20 protein-coding genes are annotated in these 20,812 nt (G+C 37.2%); 16 read left to right on the top strand and 4 right to left on the bottom strand.

The genetic code is table 11. The features are described from left to right. The first annotated feature begins 12 nt into the window (after nucleotides 1-12). Genes AAEU33_RS10030 through AAEU33_RS10010 form a run of 5 tightly spaced genes read left to right on the top strand, consistent with a single transcriptional unit; the run spans nucleotide 13 to nucleotide 5,957 of the window. Complete coding sequence (locus tag AAEU33_RS10030; RefSeq protein ID WP_273648828.1) at nucleotides 13-1,143, top strand: porin; 1,131 nt, start codon at nucleotides 13-15, stop codon at nucleotides 1,141-1,143. A 19-nt stretch (nucleotides 1,144-1,162) separates the two neighbouring features. After that, nucleotides 1,163-2,593, top strand: coding sequence for an anion permease (locus tag AAEU33_RS10025; protein WP_273648830.1), 1,431 nt, complete (start codon nucleotides 1,163-1,165; stop codon nucleotides 2,591-2,593). Nucleotides 2,594-2,611: 18 nt separating this feature from the next. Then, nucleotides 2,612-3,268, top strand: a complete 657-nt coding sequence (locus AAEU33_RS10020) for a succinate dehydrogenase cytochrome b subunit (RefSeq protein ID WP_345992414.1) — start codon at nucleotides 2,612-2,614, stop codon at nucleotides 3,266-3,268. An 11-nt stretch (nucleotides 3,269-3,279) separates the two neighbouring features. Beyond that, nucleotides 3,280-5,196, top strand: a complete 1,917-nt coding sequence (locus AAEU33_RS10015; RefSeq protein WP_345992412.1) for a fumarate reductase/succinate dehydrogenase flavoprotein subunit — start codon at nucleotides 3,280-3,282, stop codon at nucleotides 5,194-5,196. 11 nt (nucleotides 5,197-5,207) lie between these two features. Further along, nucleotides 5,208-5,957, top strand: coding sequence for a succinate dehydrogenase/fumarate reductase iron-sulfur subunit (locus tag AAEU33_RS10010; protein WP_172279873.1), 750 nt, complete (start codon nucleotides 5,208-5,210; stop codon nucleotides 5,955-5,957). Nucleotides 5,958-6,044: 87 nt separating this feature from the next. On the opposite strand, the gene AAEU33_RS10005 is transcribed toward AAEU33_RS10010, so the two are convergent. Then, complete coding sequence (locus AAEU33_RS10005; RefSeq protein WP_345992410.1) at nucleotides 6,045-7,058, bottom strand: nucleoid-associated protein; 1,014 nt, start codon at nucleotides 7,056-7,058, stop codon at nucleotides 6,045-6,047. Between the two features lie 375 nt (nucleotides 7,059-7,433). Here AAEU33_RS10005 and AAEU33_RS10000 point away from each other — a divergent pair, with 375 nt between their 5' ends. The 3 genes from AAEU33_RS10000 (at nucleotide 7,434) to AAEU33_RS09990 (ending at nucleotide 8,510) form a co-directional block, all read left to right on the top strand. Next, entirely contained in the window at nucleotides 7,434-7,790 is a 357-nt protein-coding gene (locus AAEU33_RS10000) for a hypothetical protein (RefSeq protein WP_172279875.1), read from the top strand. 136 nt (nucleotides 7,791-7,926) lie between these two features. After that, nucleotides 7,927-8,058 (top strand): hypothetical protein, encoded by a 132-nt coding sequence (locus tag AAEU33_RS09995; RefSeq protein ID WP_262888816.1) that lies wholly within the window; start codon nucleotides 7,927-7,929, stop codon nucleotides 8,056-8,058. A gap of 53 nt (nucleotides 8,059-8,111) precedes the next feature. Continuing rightward, entirely contained in the window at nucleotides 8,112-8,510 is a 399-nt protein-coding gene (locus AAEU33_RS09990) for a hypothetical protein (protein ID WP_345992408.1), read from the top strand. A 61-nt stretch (nucleotides 8,511-8,571) separates the two neighbouring features. On the opposite strand, the gene AAEU33_RS09985 is transcribed toward AAEU33_RS09990, so the two are convergent. Both AAEU33_RS09985 and AAEU33_RS09980 read right to left on the bottom strand, forming a co-directional pair. Continuing rightward, the gene (locus AAEU33_RS09985) at nucleotides 8,572-9,093 is read right to left on the bottom strand and encodes a thioredoxin family protein (protein ID WP_172279877.1); all 522 of its coding nucleotides are present in this window, start codon (nucleotides 9,091-9,093) and stop codon (nucleotides 8,572-8,574) included. A gap of 122 nt (nucleotides 9,094-9,215) precedes the next feature. After that, nucleotides 9,216-10,325: a heparan-alpha-glucosaminide N-acetyltransferase domain-containing protein gene (locus tag AAEU33_RS09980; protein ID WP_345992406.1), complete on the bottom strand. Its 1,110-nt coding sequence runs from the start codon at nucleotides 10,323-10,325 to the stop codon at nucleotides 9,216-9,218. Nucleotides 10,326-10,578: 253 nt separating this feature from the next. Between AAEU33_RS09980 and AAEU33_RS09975 the strand changes: the two genes are divergently transcribed. The 3 genes from AAEU33_RS09975 to AAEU33_RS09965 all read left to right on the top strand — a co-directional run bounded on the left by AAEU33_RS09975 (nucleotide 10,579) and on the right by AAEU33_RS09965 (nucleotide 12,251). Further along, a complete protein-coding gene (locus tag AAEU33_RS09975) occupies nucleotides 10,579-11,367 on the top strand; it encodes a helix-turn-helix domain-containing protein (RefSeq protein ID WP_345992405.1) in 789 nt (262 codons plus the stop codon). A gap of 91 nt (nucleotides 11,368-11,458) precedes the next feature. Beyond that, nucleotides 11,459-11,875: a DoxX family membrane protein gene (locus AAEU33_RS09970; protein WP_345992403.1), complete on the top strand. Its 417-nt coding sequence runs from the start codon at nucleotides 11,459-11,461 to the stop codon at nucleotides 11,873-11,875. Between the two features lie 22 nt (nucleotides 11,876-11,897). Then, nucleotides 11,898-12,251: a cupin domain-containing protein gene (locus AAEU33_RS09965; RefSeq protein ID WP_345992401.1), complete on the top strand. Its 354-nt coding sequence runs from the start codon at nucleotides 11,898-11,900 to the stop codon at nucleotides 12,249-12,251. Between the two features lie 91 nt (nucleotides 12,252-12,342). Here AAEU33_RS09965 and dnaK read toward each other — a convergent pair whose 3' ends face one another. Continuing rightward, nucleotides 12,343-14,238: a molecular chaperone DnaK gene (gene dnaK, locus AAEU33_RS09960; protein WP_172279883.1), complete on the bottom strand. Its 1,896-nt coding sequence runs from the start codon at nucleotides 14,236-14,238 to the stop codon at nucleotides 12,343-12,345. Nucleotides 14,239-14,805: 567 nt separating this feature from the next. Between dnaK and AAEU33_RS09955 the strand changes: the two genes are divergently transcribed. The 5 genes from AAEU33_RS09955 to AAEU33_RS09935 all read left to right on the top strand — a co-directional run bounded on the left by AAEU33_RS09955 (nucleotide 14,806) and on the right by AAEU33_RS09935 (nucleotide 20,769). Beyond that, entirely contained in the window at nucleotides 14,806-16,431 is a 1,626-nt protein-coding gene (locus AAEU33_RS09955) for a hypothetical protein (RefSeq protein ID WP_345992399.1), read from the top strand. A gap of 197 nt (nucleotides 16,432-16,628) precedes the next feature. Then, nucleotides 16,629-18,701, top strand: coding sequence for a polyphosphate kinase 1 (gene ppk1 / locus AAEU33_RS09950; RefSeq protein WP_345992397.1), 2,073 nt, complete (start codon nucleotides 16,629-16,631; stop codon nucleotides 18,699-18,701). Beyond that, a complete protein-coding gene (locus tag AAEU33_RS09945) occupies nucleotides 18,698-19,582 on the top strand; it encodes an exopolyphosphatase (RefSeq protein ID WP_345992395.1) in 885 nt (294 codons plus the stop codon). Before ppk1 ends, AAEU33_RS09945 begins: the two co-directional genes overlap by 4 nt. A gap of 369 nt (nucleotides 19,583-19,951) precedes the next feature. Then, nucleotides 19,952-20,611: an NAD-dependent epimerase/dehydratase family protein gene (locus AAEU33_RS09940; protein WP_172279891.1), complete on the top strand. Its 660-nt coding sequence runs from the start codon at nucleotides 19,952-19,954 to the stop codon at nucleotides 20,609-20,611. Beyond that, on the top strand, nucleotides 20,608-20,769 hold the full coding sequence (locus tag AAEU33_RS09935) for a hypothetical protein (RefSeq protein WP_273648984.1): 162 nt from the start codon (nucleotides 20,608-20,610) through the stop codon (nucleotides 20,767-20,769). Before AAEU33_RS09940 ends, AAEU33_RS09935 begins: the two co-directional genes overlap by 4 nt. Nucleotides 20,770-20,812 lie beyond the last annotated feature (43 nt).

Genomic DNA, 20,812 nt, shown 5'->3' with positions numbered 1-20,812 from the left:
CTAAAAAAAAGAATGCAATTACTTTGCCTGATTGTCTTCTCGATATCAGTAAGCGGACAGGTGAAAGACTCTGCACAGACCCAACCGGAAGAAGATAATATAAAATATCCTCAGCTACAGATTAAAGGACTTTTTCAGGCGAGATATCTTGTTGGTATGACCAAAGATGTTGATGTAAACGGACTTCATCATGAAGACGGATCCGGAACTGATAATAATTTCATGCTCAAATACATGAGGGTACAGGTAAGAGCACAGATCAGCAAACGCACTGAGGTGGTCGTATTGGCTAATCTGGCAGATTTCAAAAATGATCCTAAAAGCAGGGTTCTTGAAAATGCTTATTTGAAATACACTTTCAATCCTAAACTTGCCATCACTGTCGGGCAATTCCGTCCGTGGTTCGGGATTGAAGAAACTTACCCAATAGACATCATCAAGTCTTTGGACTGGTCCAATCAGTATACCGAATTCGGAAAATTGGGATGGACAAGTTTCCAGATAGGGATGTCTGCTACCGGGCAGCTTGAGCTGGGGGAAATACCTTTCCAATATGCGGTTTCTGTAGTTAATGGTAATGGAAAGAATCAGGTTAATGATAACGACAACGGAAAACAATATTCAACCCGCCTGGTATTCGGGCTTTTAAAAAAATATAATTTTAACGTTGGTTTAAATGGAGGCATAGGTGAAGTCTTTGGTAAAAAGGTTTACGCCCTTGGAGTTGACCTCAGCTCATTGGTTACTTTTGATCCTAAATGGAGCCTCGATATGCAGTTGGAGGCGAAACAGGCAACAAATCATGTTTTGTATAATTCAATAGCAGCCGAACAAAGGCCCGACAATCCGGACAATTATCTGATTCGTGGCATTTATTTTTTACCAAACTTAAGATATGAAATCAACCATAGAAACCTCAGCGCCTTCGAATTATCCTGCCGGTATGAATACCTTGATACCAATTTCAGGATGAACTCCAATCCCCGGCAAACGATCACTCCGATGTTCGGTTTAGAGTTTCTTAAAAACTATGGCGCAAGAATTCAATTGGGTGTACAGTTCGACAGATATAAAAAACAGATTGAAAATACCTCACAATACAATAATAATCTATTCATCGTTCAGGTGCAAAGTAGATTTTAATCATTAACACATTACTACTATGAAAGAAATAAATATCAAGAATGTCGCAATAACTTTTGCTGTTGCCCTTATCATCTGGTTTATTCCTGAGCCCGATGGTGTTACCGCAGATGCGTGGCACCTTTTTGCCATTTTCGCAGCAACAATTTTAGGAATCATTCTAAAAGCGGCTCCCATGGGAACCATGTGCATGATGGCTATCGGATTCACTGCACTAACCCAGGTAATTGCACCGGGTGATGCGGGAAAATCAATCACAAAAGCACTCTCCGGCTTTGGAGATAAAGTGATATGGCTGATTGGGATCTCATTTTTTATTGCACGGGGATTTATAAAAACCGGCCTGGGAAATCGTATTGCTTTTTTATTCATAAGAATTTTCGGTAAAAGTTCCCTTGGGCTGGCTTATGGTCTGGGATTAGCGGATGTCTGCCTGGCTCCCGCTATTCCTAGTAATACCGCACGGGGAGGAGGTATCATCTACCCTATTATGAAATCCATGGCTATCAGTTTTGATTCTGTTCCGGAAAAACCGGAAACCCACAGAAAGCTAGGGGCATTCTTAACGCTGAACAGCTATTATATGAACCTGATCGCTTCCTCTATGTTCTTAACAGGAACCGCCAGTAATCCGATGTGTCAGAAATTTGCAGCCAATCTGGGCATCAACATCACCTGGATGTCATGGGCTGCTGCTGGTTTCCTGCCTGGTTTGGTTGCCTTTTTTGTAGTTCCGTTAGTACTCTATAAATTGTATCCACCGGAATTGAAAAAAACAGGTGACGCTCCTAAAATGGCTGCTCAAAAGCTTAAAGACATGGGGCCTATTTCAAGGAACGAATGGCTGATGCTATTGGCATTCTTCATTTTACTGGCACTCTGGATATTTGGCGGAGCACTTTCAATTGATGCTACTACAACCGCTTTTATAGGATTAACCTTACTGCTTCTGACTTCTGTCCTGACATGGGAAGATGTAAAGTCAGAGAAAGGAGCCTGGGATACCATCGTATGGTTTGCCGTACTGGTTATGATGGCAAGCTCATTGAATGAACTCGGCTTTATCGGATGGTTCAGTGACCTGATCAAAGTGAAAATCGGTGGACTGAGCTGGCAGGTGGCCTTTCCTGTAATTATTGTTGTATACTTTTTCAGCCATTATATTTTCGCCAGTGCTACTGCCCATGTCGCTGCCATGTACGCCGCATTGTTAGGTGTAGGTGTTGCTGTGGGGATACCACCAATGTTACTGGCCATGATGCTCGGTTTTCTGGGTTCTATTTATGGGGTACTTACGCATTATGGCCACGGCCCTGCTCCGGTATTTTTCGGAAGCGGCTATGTAGAGCTGAAAGCCTGGTGGCTCCGCGGTTTGGAAATAGGAATCGTACTTCTTATTATCTACATGGTAGTAGGTGGCCTATGGATGAAAGTATTAGGATATTATTAAAAATAAAAAACAAAAATTATGCTGTCTACCTTGTCAAGAAAAATGATGATGTGCCTCACAGGATTGTTTCTGAGTTTTTTCTTGCTGATCCATTTCCTGGGAAATCTTCAGCTGTTCCTGCCGCAGGAGCAGGCACATTTGCAATTCAATGCCTATTCTCACTTCCTTTCGGGTAATATTGTAATCAAAATCGTTTCTTATGTCCTGTACGCAAGTATTATTCTTCACGCAGTAGATGGTTTAATCATCACTTTAAAAAACAAAAAATCGGGTGGACGTTATTCTGCCGACAGACGCGGAAGAGCAAGCAAGTGGTATTCCCGGAATATGGGAATATTGGGAACTTTATTACTGATCTTTCTCGTTATCCATTTTCAGAACTTCTGGTATGTATATAAATTCGGTAGTCCGCCATTAGACAATAACGGGAATAAGGATCTTTATAAGCTGGTGGTGACGGTATTTAAAGAATGGTGGTATGTGATCATTTATGTGATTTCCATGGCTGCCCTGTGCTATCATCTTATCCATGGGATCTATAGCGCAGTAAGAACATTGGGACTTTATCATCCGAAGTTTGTCAAATGGTTTAAGACCATAGGAATTGCTTATTCAGTCATTATCAGTGTCGGATTTGCGCTCATGCCTGTTTATGTTTTCTTTACCGCTAATTAAAAATAAAACCGATGAAGTTAGATTCTAAAATACCCCAGGGACCATTAGAACAAAAATGGGCTCAATATAAAAAAACGGCAAAACTCGTTAATCCTGCAAACCGTAAAAAGCTGGATGTTATCGTAGTCGGAACAGGACTGGCAGGAAGTTCCATAGCTGCATCTCTTGGAGAAATGGGCTATAATGTAAAATCATTCTGTTTTCAGGACAGTCCGAGAAGAGCCCACTCCGTAGCAGCTCAGGGAGGAGTAAATGCTGCTAAAAATTATAAAAATGATGGAGACAGCGTGTACAGAATGTTTGTGGACACCCTCAAAGGAGGAGATTTCAGAGCTCGTGAGGCCAATGTATACCGCATGGCTGAATGTTCGTTAAACCTTATTGATCAGGCAGTAACGCAGGGAGTTCCTTTTGGCAGGGAGTACGGAGGCTACCTCAACAACCGGTCTTTTGGCGGAGTACAGGTAAGCAGAACATTCTATGCCAGAGGTCAAACCGGTCAGCAATTGCTTCTGGGAGCATATCAGGCATTGATGAGGCAGGTGGGTAAAAATACGGTACAATTGTTTTCCAGACATGAAATGCTGGATCTTGTGCTCATTGATGGCAAGGCAAGAGGAGTTATTGTAAGAAATTTGGATACCGGTGAGATTGAACGGCATTCTGCTCACGCTGTTGTATTAGCCACCGGCGGATATGGTAAAATTTATTACCTCTCCACATTGGCCATGGGATGTAATGGCTCAGCAATCTGGAGAGCCCATAAAAAAGGAGCTTTAATGGCTTCACCAAGTTGGATACAGGTTCACCCGACATCATTGCCCCAATCCGGAGATTATCAATCCAAGCTGACCCTAATGTCTGAATCTCTCCGGAATGATGGAAGGATATGGGTTCCTTTAAAAAATAATGAAACCAGATCTCCAAATGATATTCCTGAGAATGAACGGGATTATTATCTGGAAAGGCGGTACCCTGCTTTTGGCAATCTGGCACCAAGGGATATTTCCTCCCGGGCTGCTAAAGAAAGAATTGATGCCGGATTCGGTATCGGACCTCTTAAAAATGCAGTATATCTTGATTTTTCCAAAGCAATTAAGGAACAGGGCAAAGAAAAAATTAAGGAAAAATATGGAAACCTTTTCGATATGTATTTAAAAATAACAGGATATGATGCTTATAAAGAACCCATGATGATCTCTCCTTCTGCCCACTTTTCTATGGGCGGATTATGGGTAGATTATGAGCTCATGACAACCATTCCGGGGTTGTTTGCTCTGGGAGAAGCCAATTTTGCAGATCATGGAGCCAACAGACTGGGCGCCAATTCCCTTCTTCAGGCTTCCGTAGATGGCTATTTCATTGCTCCGTATACGATCGCAAATTATCTTTCCAATGAAATCCATACCGGAAAAATATCAACCGATAACCTGGCATTTGAGAATGCGGAAAATGCCGTTAAGCAACAGATTGAACACCTTATCAATATCAAAGGGAACAAAACCGTTGATTACTATCATAAAACCCTGGGCAAGCTGCTTTATGATTATTGTGGGTTAGCAAGAAATGAAGCAGGCCTGAAATATGCCATTGAAGAAATAAAAAAACTGAAAGCAGAATTTTATAAAAACGTAAGAGTTTCCGGTGATGAAAACCACATGAATACAGAATTGGAAAAAGCCGGACGTGTTGCAGATTATTTTGAAATCGGTGAACTGATGTGCTACGATGCCCTCACCCGAAACGAATCTTGTGGAGCCCATTTCCGTGAAGAATATCAGACTCCCGATGGAGAAGCCCTGAGAAATGATTCTGAATTTCAGTTTATTTCTGCCTGGGCATGGAAAGGTGAAAATCAGGAACCTGAATTAATTAAAGAACCGCTTGTATTTGAAGAAATACAACCCACTGTAAGAAGTTATAAATAAAAAAAGAAATTATGGATTTACATCTTAAAATATGGAGACAGAAAGACAGAAGTACGGAAGGAAAGCTCGTAAATTATGATTTAAAAGATCTCAATTCCCACATGTCTTTTCTCGAAATGCTCGATACACTTAATGAAAAGCTGATCGTAGAAGGAGAAGAACCGGTAGAATTCGATCATGACTGTCGGGAAGGTATTTGCGGACAATGTGGAATCATGATCAATGGCCTGGCACACGGTCCCTTAGAAAACACGACCACATGCCAGCTCCACCTGCGTTCTTTTAAAGACGGAGAAACTATTGTTATAGAACCTTTCCGGGCGGAAGCATTTCCGGTAAAAAGAGATTTAAAAGTTGACCGCTCGGCTTTTGACCGAATTATTTCTTCGGGAGGTTTTGTTTCCGTGAATACGGGACAGGCTCCGGATGCCACGGCCATTGCGGTTACTCACCAGATTGCCGAAGAAGCTTTTGATTCCGCGGCCTGTATCGGATGCGGAGCTTGTGTAGCCACTTGTAAAAATGCGAGTGCAGCATTGTTTACCTCTGCAAAAATAAGCCATATGGTACTTCTTCCCCAGGGAAAAGAAGAAAGGAGCGAACGGGTGATTAAAATGGTTCAGCAGATGGATAAAGAATTATTCGGTCATTGCTCCAATACAGAAGCTTGTGAAGTGGAATGCCCTCAGGGAATTTCAGTCCTTAATATCGCGCGTATGAACTATGAATACAGCAGGGCTTTATTTTTCAGAAAAAAGTAAATAAAAAAAAGCAAAAGGACAAAAAGGTGAATTTTCTTTTTCGTTATTCTACCCTTTTGCCCTTTTACATCTTATGTTTTAACTTCCTTAGACTTCCTTATCAAAGTACAGCATATAGTACTTTCCTTTTTCATCCTGTCCCTGTTCCAGCATCTTCCGGTCACCATGAATGTAGATATGAAAATTTTTATCTAATTTGATAATGCTTTTAAAATGGCGTTGTGTCTTTTTTACAGCCGCTTCACTGATCGGAAATTCTTCAGCAATATTGATCTGCATATCCTGTTCGTAATCTGTTTTAAAGTTAACAAAACTCTCAATCACGTGTTCATCACCAAGTACCTCAGTCGCAAAATCATCAAGCTTAAACTCTTCTTTTTCTTTAAAGAAATTGATGGATTTATTCAGAAAGTCAGCCTGATCCGCTTTAGAAACCTCAAATTCCTGCGGAAGCTGCTTGGTAATATAATCCTTATACACCATTAAAGCTTCCTGGGTATGGAAATACTCATCATCACGCTGCTTTACTTTAAGAAAATCCTCAAACCAGTAATACATATCACCATTCTTGTTATTATCCACTACAGATAAAACATATCCGCTTTCTTTGTTATTATTATAGATCAAAGCTGCCTTATCAATTTTTGACAAGCCAATACCCTGATCTTTTTCAAGTCCAAAAGTTTCTTCCTGAGGAAATATCTTTAAGAAAGATTCTCTTTTTTCAGTCTTAAAAATACCTATTTTATCCACTTTCTCATCGCCTTCCCTTTCATCTTCAAAGAAAACAATAAACAATTCTCCTCCCTGCACTCTCGGATTTTCAGCAGCTTCAAAAAGGTGTTTGGCAATATTCTCCGATTCCCATAGAAATTTGGCCTTATCCTCAAAAATTTCTGTTACAGAACTGTAAACAGGATTATTGACAAGATAAGTATCACTGTAAAACTGGTACGTTTCTTCTGTTTTAAAAGAACCTAGAAAGTAATCTTCCAGCATTTCTGCCATCCCTTCTTCCAACTGCAGCTCTTCCTGGGAAAGTGTTAAAGACTCACCGTTGATCTTATTTCCTACTCTGTGTACTATAATTTTTGAAAACATTTTTGATTTTTATGGATTGCAAAGATATTAATAATATCAAATACCGGACAGCATTTCATTCTGATAATAACCTTATCATTTTGAATGGTTTTCTGGCTGCATAAACACAAGCAACATTCGCTCAAATGATTGATTTATAATATATTAAAATAAAAACACTTTCAAAGGAACACATTTGGCATCACCATTCTCAAAACATAAAAAATGGACTTAAAGACCTTAAACAGAATAGACCGGCTGCGAAGATTAAAAAGCAGAGGACCGAAAACCCCGAAATGGATGAAGCCCTATCACTTGCTATTCATAGCATTTCTTGTACTCTTTATTTTCGGAGGCTTTATCAGATTTTTAGAACAAAACCATTATTAAATAAATATGAATTACTTACAGGCCGTTCAGGAAATTACAGAAGTTATTCCTGATATACAGTACGAGTTGGATGAGCACAAAACACAAAGTTCTTATTATGCCATGAGCACTTTTACAGATCATATCAAGCGAATGATTCGTCAAAATGAAAGGACACTCCTTTTTAAAAGTTTAAAAAAGATGAGTAACATCTATAAAAACGGAGATGCTATGCTTAAGAATGCTATAGAGTGTACTTTTATTTATTCCCTCGATAATGTCACTATCCTTTGTAATGAAGAATACCGGAAAGCAATATTTAGCCATATGTCCAGGGATTTGCAAAAAATATATGCCAAGCAGATTTACAATCATGGCATATAATGACAGCATTTATCATCAGAAAAAGAATCCTTTTGTCACTTTAAGGAGATTTTCCGTGGAAAATTGTTGATAAAAACCGGCCACCTTATTTTTTTATTACATTTTTCAGGTATTTCATTACACAATTATCATCACTATGAAGACAAAAATCAGAAAACAATTCGACTGGAAACAGTGGAAAGAAGCGAATTCCAGACACAATATAGAAATATTGGCAACTCATATTGCTTTAATAATCGGAGTATTTATTGTTGCATCATACTTATAAGTTTGGTATAATTTTGGCGGCAATAAAAGTGTTTGAAAAATAAAATATTATTTATGATGAACGAGCCAATGCAAACTATTAATGAAGAGACAGCTGTAGAGTATTTAAAATTTTTCTATCCCACTCTTAGAAGTGAAATTACTCAATTATCTATGCAAAAAAATTTCGCCGGTATTATTCAATCCACGGTAAATTATTTGAAGAACCTCTTACGGGAATCCAAGATTAATATTATCGGCCATCATATCAAATTGATGGAAGGAATTTATCGTAATGCGGATACTTATGTTAAAGATATTATCGAAAATCTTTTCGTAAGATCATTTGAAAGCTTTAAAAAGCATACTAAAATACAACACTGGAATGCGATCTTTCAGTATATGCCGGTTAATTTCCAGGAAATTTACCTGGAACAGCAGGAAAAAGATCAGATATTTTTTGGTAAAAAATAAATAGCAAAATGCCCCGGAATCTTTCGATTCCGGGCATTTTTATTGGATGATATCAATCTCTTTATTGATCTTTTTTCTTCACGAAAACTTTTTGAATGGTTTCAAGTTCTTGTCTGTTCAATTTTGTAGTTTTTTCAAGTTTCGCTAAAAAAACATCTACTTCCTCCGGAGTTGCTGGGGATCCCAGATTTTCTCCTTTGTCATTAAAAGAATCTGTAAGAACCTCACCTTTAGAATTCAATACCAACCAAAAAGGAAGGCCTGCATTCTCACCTTTATATTGATTCATCATTGCCTCGCCTCCGGGATTTTCAAGAACTTTCTTTTCACCTCTTTCCTGTACATCCACATAGGCCGTAACATAGTTTTTATCAAACAAAGGCTTTGTTTCCGGAAGATTCATATTCTTTTCCATCAGTTTACACCATTGGCACCATGACGCATGGAATACAAGAAGTACATTTTTATTTTCCTTTTTAGCATCTGTAAGAGCTTTGTTAAGGACTACATCTGCTTTTTCCTGCGCAAATCCCAACTGAAATAAAAGTACAGTAAACACCAGGATTATTTTAGAATATTTCATTTCAATATTTTTTTAAGTTAATACAACACGAATTTAGGTAATTTATCAGGAATTTATAATAATAAAATACAAAATCAAAAAACTGCTGGTTTTCCGTCTGGTATCTATACATATTTACACTATTATTTTAACACTGTTTCATCCACGGAAATACGTCGGAAGACAATCAAAGGCTCTTTTTTCCTTACAATGTCCAATGTGTTCTGAACTAAAAAAGTAAGCAGTATATAAAAGAGAATCAGGATTGAGACAAATGCAATTCCATGCTGTCTGTATCCAAAAATCCCTTTTCCCCATGAAATCAATATCCATTGTATCATATACATGGAGGTGAGGTTTTTACTACAATATTTTAAAACTTTCATCCATGTATTTTCTTTTGCTTTACTTGTCAGTCTGAAAATAGCCCAAAGGAATATCAGCGTCCATCCTGCAAAATAAATTACACCTCCAGGCCCCATATGATAAAAACCATTGTAGTGATAATTCCCATACATAAAAACCAAAGGAGCACCTAAGGCAATAAATATAAGCCCGACGTAGAGCATATTTTTAAACAATTGCGGCCCGTTATAATTCAGCTCCTGAAACCATTTCCCAAAAAACATCCCGATAATAATAAAAGACATCCATGGAAAAACAGGAAAATACACATAAGCAGGAAAATCATTATTAAAAAGAAGATCCAGAATATAATTAACGACGGGAAAATTAATATGAATACCGCTTACTTCTCTTGATACAAGAGCCACCAAAAGACCTATCGCAAGGATACCATATTTATTCTTCACATATTTCCTGATAAATCCTACAAAAAGGAGAGACATTCCTGCCAGTTGCAAGATATCCCCCAGCAGTGCCAGATATAGATATTGCTGCTCTATCGGACCATGCCATCCATATTTTTCGATAAAATGTGCAGGAGCAAAACCTAAAATTACGGGAACAATGAACTTCATAAAATTCATAAAAAAAGCCGCTAATAAAAGTAAACCTCCCCGTTTGATGGCACTTGTTAAACTTTGATGGCTGGAAGTCATGAATGTGGTTCCCATACAAATCAGAAAAATAGAAGTCCCTCTTCCTAAAAAGACAATAAAACTTCCAATTGCCGTATCTGATTGTGATTTCACATTGGCAAATATGAGCAAGGTATGGATGATAATCATCCCTATTACACTCATTCCTTTTATCAGGTCCAATGTTAAGATTCTTTTGTTGAGTTGTTCCATAGTTTTGTTTTAATTCAATAGATATAGTTGATAATCAAACTGTTTTAGTTTGTTAAAATTTAATTTTTATTAATTCTAAATAAAAACAAATATACTTATTTAAAACAAATAATCAAGTTCCATGATCAATTTCATCGGTATTTTATCCAATGGTTTATTAATATTATTTCCCGCTTATTTTTTACTTTAACTTTTTTGTAATTTAGATGAATGCATTTCCGGGCTCATGCTCTTACATTAGAGAACAAACAAAATGATTGATATAAAAAAATACTCAGATCAAAAGGGACACCCTGAACCAAGGCGCGTCATTAGGTATACGCTGTTCTGGTGCAAGAGCGGGCATGCTGAAATTCTGATTGACGAGCATTTCTTTATTCTGGAAGCCAATCAAACCGTAACCATTACTTCAGGACAATTTCATCAGTTAAAATATGTTGAAGGCGAATTAACGGCTCTTGAATTCACGCTTGATTTTTTCAGTAAAAGCGACAGCGATATAGAGCTCATTTTCCATAACGGATTGTTCTGCCATTTCGGTATGAATGAAAAGATAACGATACACCGTCCGGACTTCTTTACAGAAACACTTAAACATATTGAAGATGAAATAAATGAAAAGCCTTATCAATATCTCATTTCTACCCATTCATTGGTTGAATTATTGTTAATAGAAATCAATCGCAGTAAAATTGCAAATGGTGATGAGATCTGGAAACCTGATGCTTTATTTTTAAAGTTTCTGGAAAATGTCCGCCGTAATTTTTCGCAGAACTATCCGGTATCCTATTTTGCCGATATTCTGGGGACTACAGAAGCAAAGCTCAATGAGGTCTCTAAATTGCACACCAATAAAACAGCACTGAACGTCATCTACAGTCTTATTATTTCCGAATCTAAAAGATTATTGCTCTACGAAAAGCTCACGGTTAAAGAGATCGCTTATCAGTTGGGATTCAATGATCCTTTTTACTTTTCAAACTTCTTTAAAAAGCATACTTCCTTATCTCCCAAGGACTATCAAAAGGCAGTGAAAAACTAAATCTTATATGCTTTTCCCGGGATTGTCTATTCTTTAGCTACCCGTCATTCGCGAAATTTGTACTTATAATTCAACCAATAAAATAATGAGTATGAAAGCGAGACAGGACATAGCTGTTTTTCTATTAAGAATAGCCCTTGCTACCGGATTTTTATCCGCTACTGCCAGCAGACTGGGACTTTGGGGAAACCGGTCTTCGGGATGGATAAATTTTATAAACTATACCGCAGAAACCAATTCATTCTTACCCCGGTCATTAGCACCATTCATTGCAACGGCATCAACTATTATAGAGTTGTCGCTTGGTATTTTAATATTGGTGGGATACCAAATCCATAAAGCAGCTTTATTTGCATCATTCCTCACCTTATTATTTGCTTTAGCAATGTCTTTTTCTTTTGGACTTAAAGAGCCTTTGGATTATTCAGTATTTGCATTCAGTGCCGGAGCATTTTTACTCAGTACTTTTCCACATTATAAGTGGACCATTGAAGATCTTTTGAATTAATAACAATTAAAAATAAATTACAATGAACACTAACATTCACGATTACATCGTAAAAACAGAACAAAAAGAATGGCAACCTTTAATTGAAAAAGGCATTCACTATGAAGGCATCTTCGTTAAATCTCTGAAATTTGATCCTGAAAAGAACAGATCAACCACAATTCTTTTAAAATTTGAACCGGGAGCAAGCTATCCTTATCACAATCATCCGGCAGGAGAAGAATTGTTTATTATGGAAGGGGATGCTATTATTGCCGGAGCGCATCTGGAAAAAGGAGATTATTTGTATACACCTCCTAACTTTAAACACTCTGTAAAATCAGAAAACGGATGTCTGATCTTCTTTATGATTCCTGAAGAGGTTGAAATTCTTTAAAAGACAACTCCTCTATTATAAAAAAAAACCGCAGTAAAAAAATCTTTTACTGCGGTTGTATTATTAAGGGTAAGTATATACTTACAACTTATTATTTCACTTCTTCGAAGTCTGCATCCTGTACATCATCACCTCCTGCATTTCCGCCCGGATTCTGAGCTCCGGCATCAGCACCCTGAGCTTGTTGTCCTGCTGCATACATTTCTTCTGAAGCTGCCATCCAAGCTGCATCCAAAGCTTCAGTTTTAGCTTTTACATCGTCAGAATTTTTAGCTTCAAATGCTGTTTTCAGTTCTGCTGCTGCAGCTTCTATGGCTGCTTTTTTATCTGCAGATAATTTATCACCAAACTCTTTCAATTGCTTTTCAGTCTGGAAGATCAATCCGTCTGCTTTATTGAAGATCTCAACTTCTTCTTTTCTTTTCGCATCCGCTGCAGAATTTTCCTGCGCTTCTTTTTTCATTCTTTCGATTTCTTCGTCAGAAAGACCTGAAGAAGCCTGGATTTTGATTGACTGCTCTTTACCTGTACCTTTATCTTTAGCAGATACACTTAAGATACCGTTGGCATCAATATCGAAAGTAACTTCGATTTGAGGAACTCCTCTTGGTGCAGGCGGAATATCTGTAAGATCAAATCTACCGATTTCTTTATTGTCATTGAACATTGGTCTTTCACCTTGTCCTACTCTGATGCTTACAGCTGGCTGGTTGTCAGAAGCTGTAGAGAATACTTCAGATTTTTTCGTTGGGATCGTAGTGTTCGCTTCAATTAATTTAGTGAATACAGAACCCATTGTTTCAATACCTAAAGAAAGTGGAGTAACGTCAAGAAGTAATACATCTTTTACATCACCTGTTAATACACCACCTTGGATAGCTGCACCAATAGCTACAACCTCATCCGGGTTAACTCCTTTAGATGGTTTCTTACCAAAGAATTTTTCCACTTCTTCCTGAATGATCGGGATTCTTGTAGAACCACCTACCAGGATTACTTCGTCGATATCAGAAGTTGATAAACCTGCATCTTTTAATGCCTTAGCAACCGGCTCCATAGATCTTCTTACAAGATCAGCAGATAACTGCTCGAATTTAGCTTTAGTTAAAGTCTTCACTAAGTGTTTAGGACCTGTAGCTGTAGCTGTAATATATGGCAAGTTGATTTCAGTCTGTGGAGAAGAAGATAATTCGATTTTTGCTTTTTCTGCAGCTTCTTTCAATCTTTGAAGAGCAATAGCATCTGCTTTCAAGTCTACACCTTCTTCAGCTTTGAATTCATCAGCCATCCAGTTGATGATCACATCATCGAAATCATCACCTCCTAAGTGTGTATCACCGTTTGTAGACAATACTTCGAATACACCATCTCCTAAATCAAGGATAGAAATATCGAAAGTACCACCTCCAAGGTCATATACCGCGATCTTCTGATCTTTGTGATTTTTATCAAGACCGTACGCTAAAGCTGCAGCAGTAGGCTCATTGATAATTCTTTCTACTTTTAAACCTGCGATTTCACCCGCTTCCTTAGTAGCTTGTCTTTGTGCATCATTGAAGTATGCAGGAACAGTAATTACCGCTCTTGTTACTTCTTGTCCAAGATAATCTTCAGCCGTTTTCTTCATTTTCTGAAGAATCATTGCAGAAATTTCCTGTGGTGTATATTCTCTGTCGTCGATTTTTACTTTTACAGTATCGTTTGGTCCGGATACAACTTCGTAAGGTACTCTTGAGATTTCTTTAGCATCTTCTTTAAAATGAGTCCCGATAAATCTTTTAATAGAGTATACAGTTTTCTTTGGATTCGTTACAGCCTGTCTTTTTGCAGGATCACCTACTTTTCTTTCACCATCTTCTGTAAACGCTACGATAGAAGGAGTTGTTCTTTTTCCTTCCGCATTAGGGATAACAACAGGGTCTTTACCCTCCATTACAGCAACACAAGAGTTGGTCGTTCCTAAATCAATTCCAATTATTTTACTCATAATATTTTTTATTTTTCTAATTTTTAATTTGATTTACACTGTACATTTCTCAATATTCGTACCATTCAAATATATATGACAAATTGACATACATCATCGGAGAACATGGACGCAGCCGGCCATCGCATAAGTCAGCACTCAAAAATATTCCTTTATATATCAACAATTTATGAATAATCTGGTTTAAGACTTTTTTGCCATATTGAGCTAACCAGCATGACCATTCTGGCATATTAATTGCTTGGATTTGTCTAATATTCTATTTACACAAACACACACGATGAAAAATGAAATTAACTACTTCCTGTTATGGTATGAGCCTACCCTAAATTCTAATACTATATAACACTCCCAATTCAACTTATTGTCTAAAGATACTGAATACGGATATTTCACATCTGTTTTAAATAACACATCCATGTCTTCCAGTTGTGTTTTGTTGCTATATCCATTCTTAAATTCTTTAACAGTAACTATATAAGCTAGCAGCTTTTGCTCCCGGCCGGGTATTATTATTTATAAAAAGCCTTCAATACATAATATACAATAACATATAAATAAACACATATGAAAACAAAAATGCTATTTTTATCCTCAATTTTGTTGTTTGAAATAACATATGCACAAATAGGGATCGGAACACCTAACGCAAGAGGAGCTCTTGATATCAATAAACCTACAACCAATGATCATGGATTGGTATTACCTACAAATTCAAGTACTTCTAATATATCTAATCCTTTGGGTGGAGAGGTAGCAATCGGAACAATTATGTATGATTCAACAGAGGATTGTGTAAAAGTTTATAAATCTAAAGGATGGTCTGGTTGTCTTTGTGATAGTTGTGACGGTACCACGATTGTTCCCATATCTACTCTCGATTGTACAAACGGAGCATTAACAGGGACCTATACGGAAGGGACAACAAGCAACGGAACCAAAGTCATTAATTATACCGGTGGCAGCGGGCAGGCTTATAGTGCTATCAACATTGCTTCCACCGGTGTAACTGGACTTAATGCTACAGCCCCAGCAGGAACCTTAGCCAATGGTAATGGAAGCATTACCTTAAATATTGTCGGAACGCCATCCGGCAATGGAACAGCAAGTTTTAACGTAAGCCTGGGAGGAAGATCATGTACTTTTACAATTACTGTAGGAAACAACGGTCCGGTAGTAGCAACCCTAAACTGTACAAATGGTGCATTAACAGGAACCTATACCCAAGGAACAGCGAGTAATGGAACTAAGGTAATCAGCTACACAGGAGGAAATGGTCGTCCGTATGGAGCCATAAGCATTGCTTCAACAGGAGTAACAGGTCTTACGGCTACAGCACCTGCAGGAACTTTAGCCAATGGTAACGGAAGTATCACCTTAAATATTAGCGGAACTCCTTCAGGCAATGGGACTGCTAATTTCACTGTAAATTTAGGTGGAAAAACATGTACATTTAGTGTAACAGTAGTGGAAAGAGTTGCCCGTAGGATGACCATCCTTTCTCTTACTCCGGATGCTTGGGCTTCCAACTTATCGAGTGATTCCTATACCAGTGTTGCCAGATCAAAACTTAATAACAGCTCAAACTTTGGACCATCAGGAACCGTAAAAGTTCAAGGTTTTAATTATACAACCATTAATGTAAGAACAAGTAGTGACCAGGCTTTCCGTGATGCTATCGATAATGCTGATATTATATGGGTAGGCTATATTACGAATGGTAATTTTCCTCAATCCAAAAGAAACATTCTGGCTCAAAAGATCGCTGAAAAGAAAAAGTTCTTCTATCTTGGAGCTGATGGAGGTAGTGGATTTTTCCCTTTCTCAAGTTTTGCAGGATACTCATTCGTGAGTACTCCCAACAATAGAAATGCGCATATAACTTCTTCCAATGTTCCTCCTACTAACGGTATTTTCGGAACAATTCCAGTAGGCTCTACGATTGTACTAAACAGATATATCGGAGCAATAAACTTCCCTTCTTCTGCAACTCCTTTTATGAACACACAAGATGGCAGACCAACAGGTATTATTAATGATAATTTAGTCATTATTGGTGATATCAACTGGTATATCAATAGAAATAGTCCGGATGGATTTATGGGAGGTAACAGCAGCTGTACTCAAAATAACAATTCAAAATTATTCTGTAATATTTTTGAAAAAGCAGTACAATATGTACTTACCCATTAATTTAAAAGATATAAGGATCTTTGTATCGAATTTTACTATAAAAAGGTTGCAAAAAGCAACCTTTTTGTTATCAGCTCTTTGGATCAGCATTCAGTTCTTCATTTGTGAAGCATTTATATTCTTAATCAAAGTTTAATCTTGTTTATCCACTTTCAATATGTATTAATCCTTATTTTTGATAAATTTTACACACAAATATGTCAATACACTTTAATCCGAGGGATATTACCTGGCTGGCTTTTAATGAAAGGGTTTTACAGGAGGCAATGGACGAAAATGTCCCATTGCATTTAAGAATACGTTTTCTGGGAATTTTTTCCAATAATCTTGACGAATTTTTCAGAGTACGTGTTGCCGGATTAAAGCGAGCCATGGATTTTAAGGAGAAAGTAATTGCGGAGTCCTTCTACCAGCCACCTTCGAAAATTTTACAAAGGATCAATGAAATTGTGATCAGACAACAGCAAAATTTTGATAAAACCTGGAAAAAAATCCAGAATGAAATGGCTGATCAGAATATTTTCATCAAGAATGCTAAAAACTTAACCGTACTCCAGAAAGAATTTGTCAGAAAATATTTTGATGAAGTGGTAGAATCCAATGTCATTCCTATTCTTCTTCATGAAAATACATCAATGCCATACTTAAGAGATAAAAGTCTTTATCTGGGAGTTGCCATGAGAAAAAAAGACTGGCAATACCAGAGTAATTATGCCATTATCGAAATACCGTCACGCTTTGTGGGAAGGTTTGTTTTGCTCCCTACTGAAGATCCGAAGGAAAAAAATGTAATGTTACTGGAGGATGTGATCACTTTCAACCTGCCTCATATTTTTTCTTATTTTGGATATGACGAATTTGCTGCAAATGCATTTAAAGTAACTAAGGATGCCGAAATGGATCTGGATAATGACATCAAGACCAATTTTGCAGAAAAAATAGAAAAAGGGCTTAAGAACAGAAGAAAAGGAAAGCCTACAAGATTCGTTTTCGATAAAGATATGGATAAAGCTTTACTGGAATTATTAATCCGTAAGCTCAATCTCACTAAAAAAGACAGCATTATTCCCGGTGGAAAAATTCATAACTTTAAGCATTTCATGGATTTTCCGGATGTTTTTGAAGCTTATGCCAGACCTGTGGAAAGAACTTCTTTTAGCCATCAGGCTTTTGAACATGGCGAAAGGGTAACGGATGTGATCATGAAAAATGATGTGTTGCTCACTTTTCCATACCATAAATATAATCCGGTTATTGATCTTCTTCGTGAGGCGGCAATGGATCCTGATGTAAAATCAATACAGATTACAGCTTACAGACTGGCAAGCAGTTCGAAAATTATCAATGCATTGATCTATGCTGCACGAAATGGAAAAGAGGTTACGGTAATGCTCGAACTTCAGGCCCGGTTCGATGAGGAATCCAATCTTGAATGGAAAGAAATGCTGGAGCCGGAAGGTATTACCGTTTTAGTTGGAATTCCGGATAAAAAAGTTCATGCTAAGCTTTGTGTTATCAAGAAAAGAGCCCACAACAAAACCATTCAGTACGGATTTATCAGTACAGGGAATTTCAATGAAAAAACGGCCAGAATTTATGGAGATCATTTATTAATGACTGCAGACAGAGGAATTATGGCAGATATCAATAAAGTTTTCAACGTCCTTAAAAAACCTAAGGAAGATTACCTTGCTGTTCTGAAAACCTGTAAAAGTTTAATGGTCTGCCCACAATTCATGCGTGAAAAGATCGTCCATCATATCGATAAAGAGATCGAAGAAGCAAAAGCAGGGAGAAGAGCAGAAATTATTGTTAAAGCTAATTCGGTAAGTGACCGTGCTTTAATTACAAAACTATATGATGCAGCTTTAGCAGGAGTGGTTATAAAAACAATTGTGAGAGGAATTTATTGCGCTGTCAATCAAAAAGAATTTAAAGAAAAAATAAAAGGTATAAGTATTGTTGATGAATATCTGGAACATGCCAGGGTCATGTATTTTTACAACAAAGGAGATGAAGACATGTATATTTCATCAGCAGACTGGATGACCAGAAACCTTGATTACAGAATTGAAGCGGCAGTAAAAATAACAGATAAAGAACTGAAAAAAGAGCTGAAGGACATCCTCGATATACAATTGAGAGATAATGTAAAGGCCAGGATTCTGGATAAAAAACTGAGTAACGAATATGTAAGAAATGACAAGCAGGAATGTCGTTCTCAAATTGAAACTTATAAATATTTAAAAGCTAAAACGACTACAAAATGAAGATCGCAGCAATAGATATAGGAAGTAATGCAGCAAGACTTTTAATCAATGAAGTAAAAGATAACGGCAAACACCCGGAATTTATAAAGCTTAATCTTTTGCGGATTCCTCTAAGACTGGGTATGGATGTCTTTACCCGTGGAGAAATAGGACCTGAAAGGGAAAAAATGGTGATCGATTCAATGAAAATTTTCAGTGACCTGATGAAAATTTATAAAGTGGAACACTACAGGGCATGTGCGACAAGTGCCATGCGCGATGCTGTAAATGGAAAAGATATCATTGAACAGGTTAGAAAAACTTCAGGCATCAACATTGAAATTATATCAGGAGATGAAGAAGCTACCCTGGTGTATGAAAATCATGTGGCCGAAGGTCTGGATAAAGACTTCGCCTACTTATATATCGATGTTGGCGGTGGTTCTACTGAGCTTACATTCTATGAAAATGACAAAATGGTGTATGAAAAATCTTTCAATATTGGAACCATCCGGTTACTCAACAATCTTGTTACTCCGGACAACTGGTATGAGATGAAGCAGGAGGTCAAGAAAAATATTATGAGCAAGAAACCGATTGTTGCTATCGGATCTGGAGGAAACATCAATAAAGTGTTTTCAATGAGTAAAACCAAAGACGGAAAACCAATGTCTTTAGCTCATCTTAAAAAGGTATATAAAGAATTTGATGAACTCAGCGTCGATGAAAGAATGACAAAACATAATCTGAGAGAAGACAGAGCTGATGTGCTGGCCCACGCATTAAAGATTTTCAATAGTGTAATGGTATGGGCAGATATCAACAGGATCTTTGTTCCGAAGATTTCCGTAGCAGACGGGCTCATCCATAATATCTACAGTAAGCTACAAGAAAAGAAATAAATGGATAGCACATTATAAAAATAAAAAGTCATTTGCCACTACGCATCTGACTTTTTTATTTTTAAAAACAATTTTTATTAAATCTGCCTTCTTGGGCCGTCTTTTGGGGTAATTTAAAACAATCGGTCAAGGACACTGCACCCTTTTACAAGAATTTTCGCGATGTTCTTTTATTAAAATTTACTTAAAATATGGTTATGTTTGAAAATTTCATTATTCAGAAAACATGGGTAACCTCTGGGAAGAGAGCGCATTTATCTTTTATTTTAAAGTTAATCAAACGCAAATGTTTAATTTTTTTTATAAAAGTTAATTTTTTTTAAAGTAAATTTAAGTGCGAAATCGTTATAAAAGTATAATCTTAGTAACATGAGTTCAAACCCAATTAAAATAATAATAACAGGTGCCACAGGAATGGTAGGAGAAGGCGTGCTGATGGAATGTCTTGAAAACCCCGGTATTTCAGAAATTTTAAGTATCAGCAGGAAACCGTCAGGAAAAAAGCATGCTAAATTAAAAGAGTATATCGTTCCAGATTTTCTAAGCATCACTGAAAATGATGAAAACCTGAAAGGTTATGATGCCTGTTTTTTCTGTGCAGGGATAAGCAGTGTGGGAATGAATGAAGAAGATTATACAAAAATAACATATGATACAACTCTCCATTTTGCAAATGCTGTTTTGAAGCAAAATCCCGGAATGGTTTTTAATTATGTTTCCGGAGCCCATACAGACAGCACAGAAAGTGGAAAGACAATGTGGGCAAGAGTAAAAGGAAGAACCGAAAATTCTTTAAAGAAGTTAGGATTCAGATCTGCCTATAACTTTCGTCCGGGATTTATGAAGCCCGTAGAAGGTCAGGTTCATGTCAAATGGTTTTTCAAACCTATTATATGGCTTTTTCCTGTTTTACTCCCGTCTCAATCATTAACATTGCATGAAGTAGGAAGAGCTATGGTCAATGTAGTAAAAAAGGGGTACCCAACATCAGTTTTAGAAATTCGAGACATTAAAAAACTTGCGATATGAGAGAAATGTTAAAAAGAATTATCCTTGTTATTTTTATCCTACTGGTTTTGACAGCAATTTCAGGTTTTCTGTATACCCAGAAACATCCACTTGAAAAAGCATCCAATGAAAAACAATGGATGCAAAAAGCCATTAATCAAAAGCAGGTTGGAAACTAATAAGCATAGACCCCTACATTATTATTAATCATTTGTTAAGATT

This window comes from Chryseobacterium sp. Chry.R1, assembly GCF_039645525.1.
Classification (GTDB): domain Bacteria; phylum Bacteroidota; class Bacteroidia; order Flavobacteriales; family Weeksellaceae; genus Chryseobacterium; species Chryseobacterium proteolyticum.
This window is presented reverse-complemented; position numbering and strand designations above follow the sequence as displayed.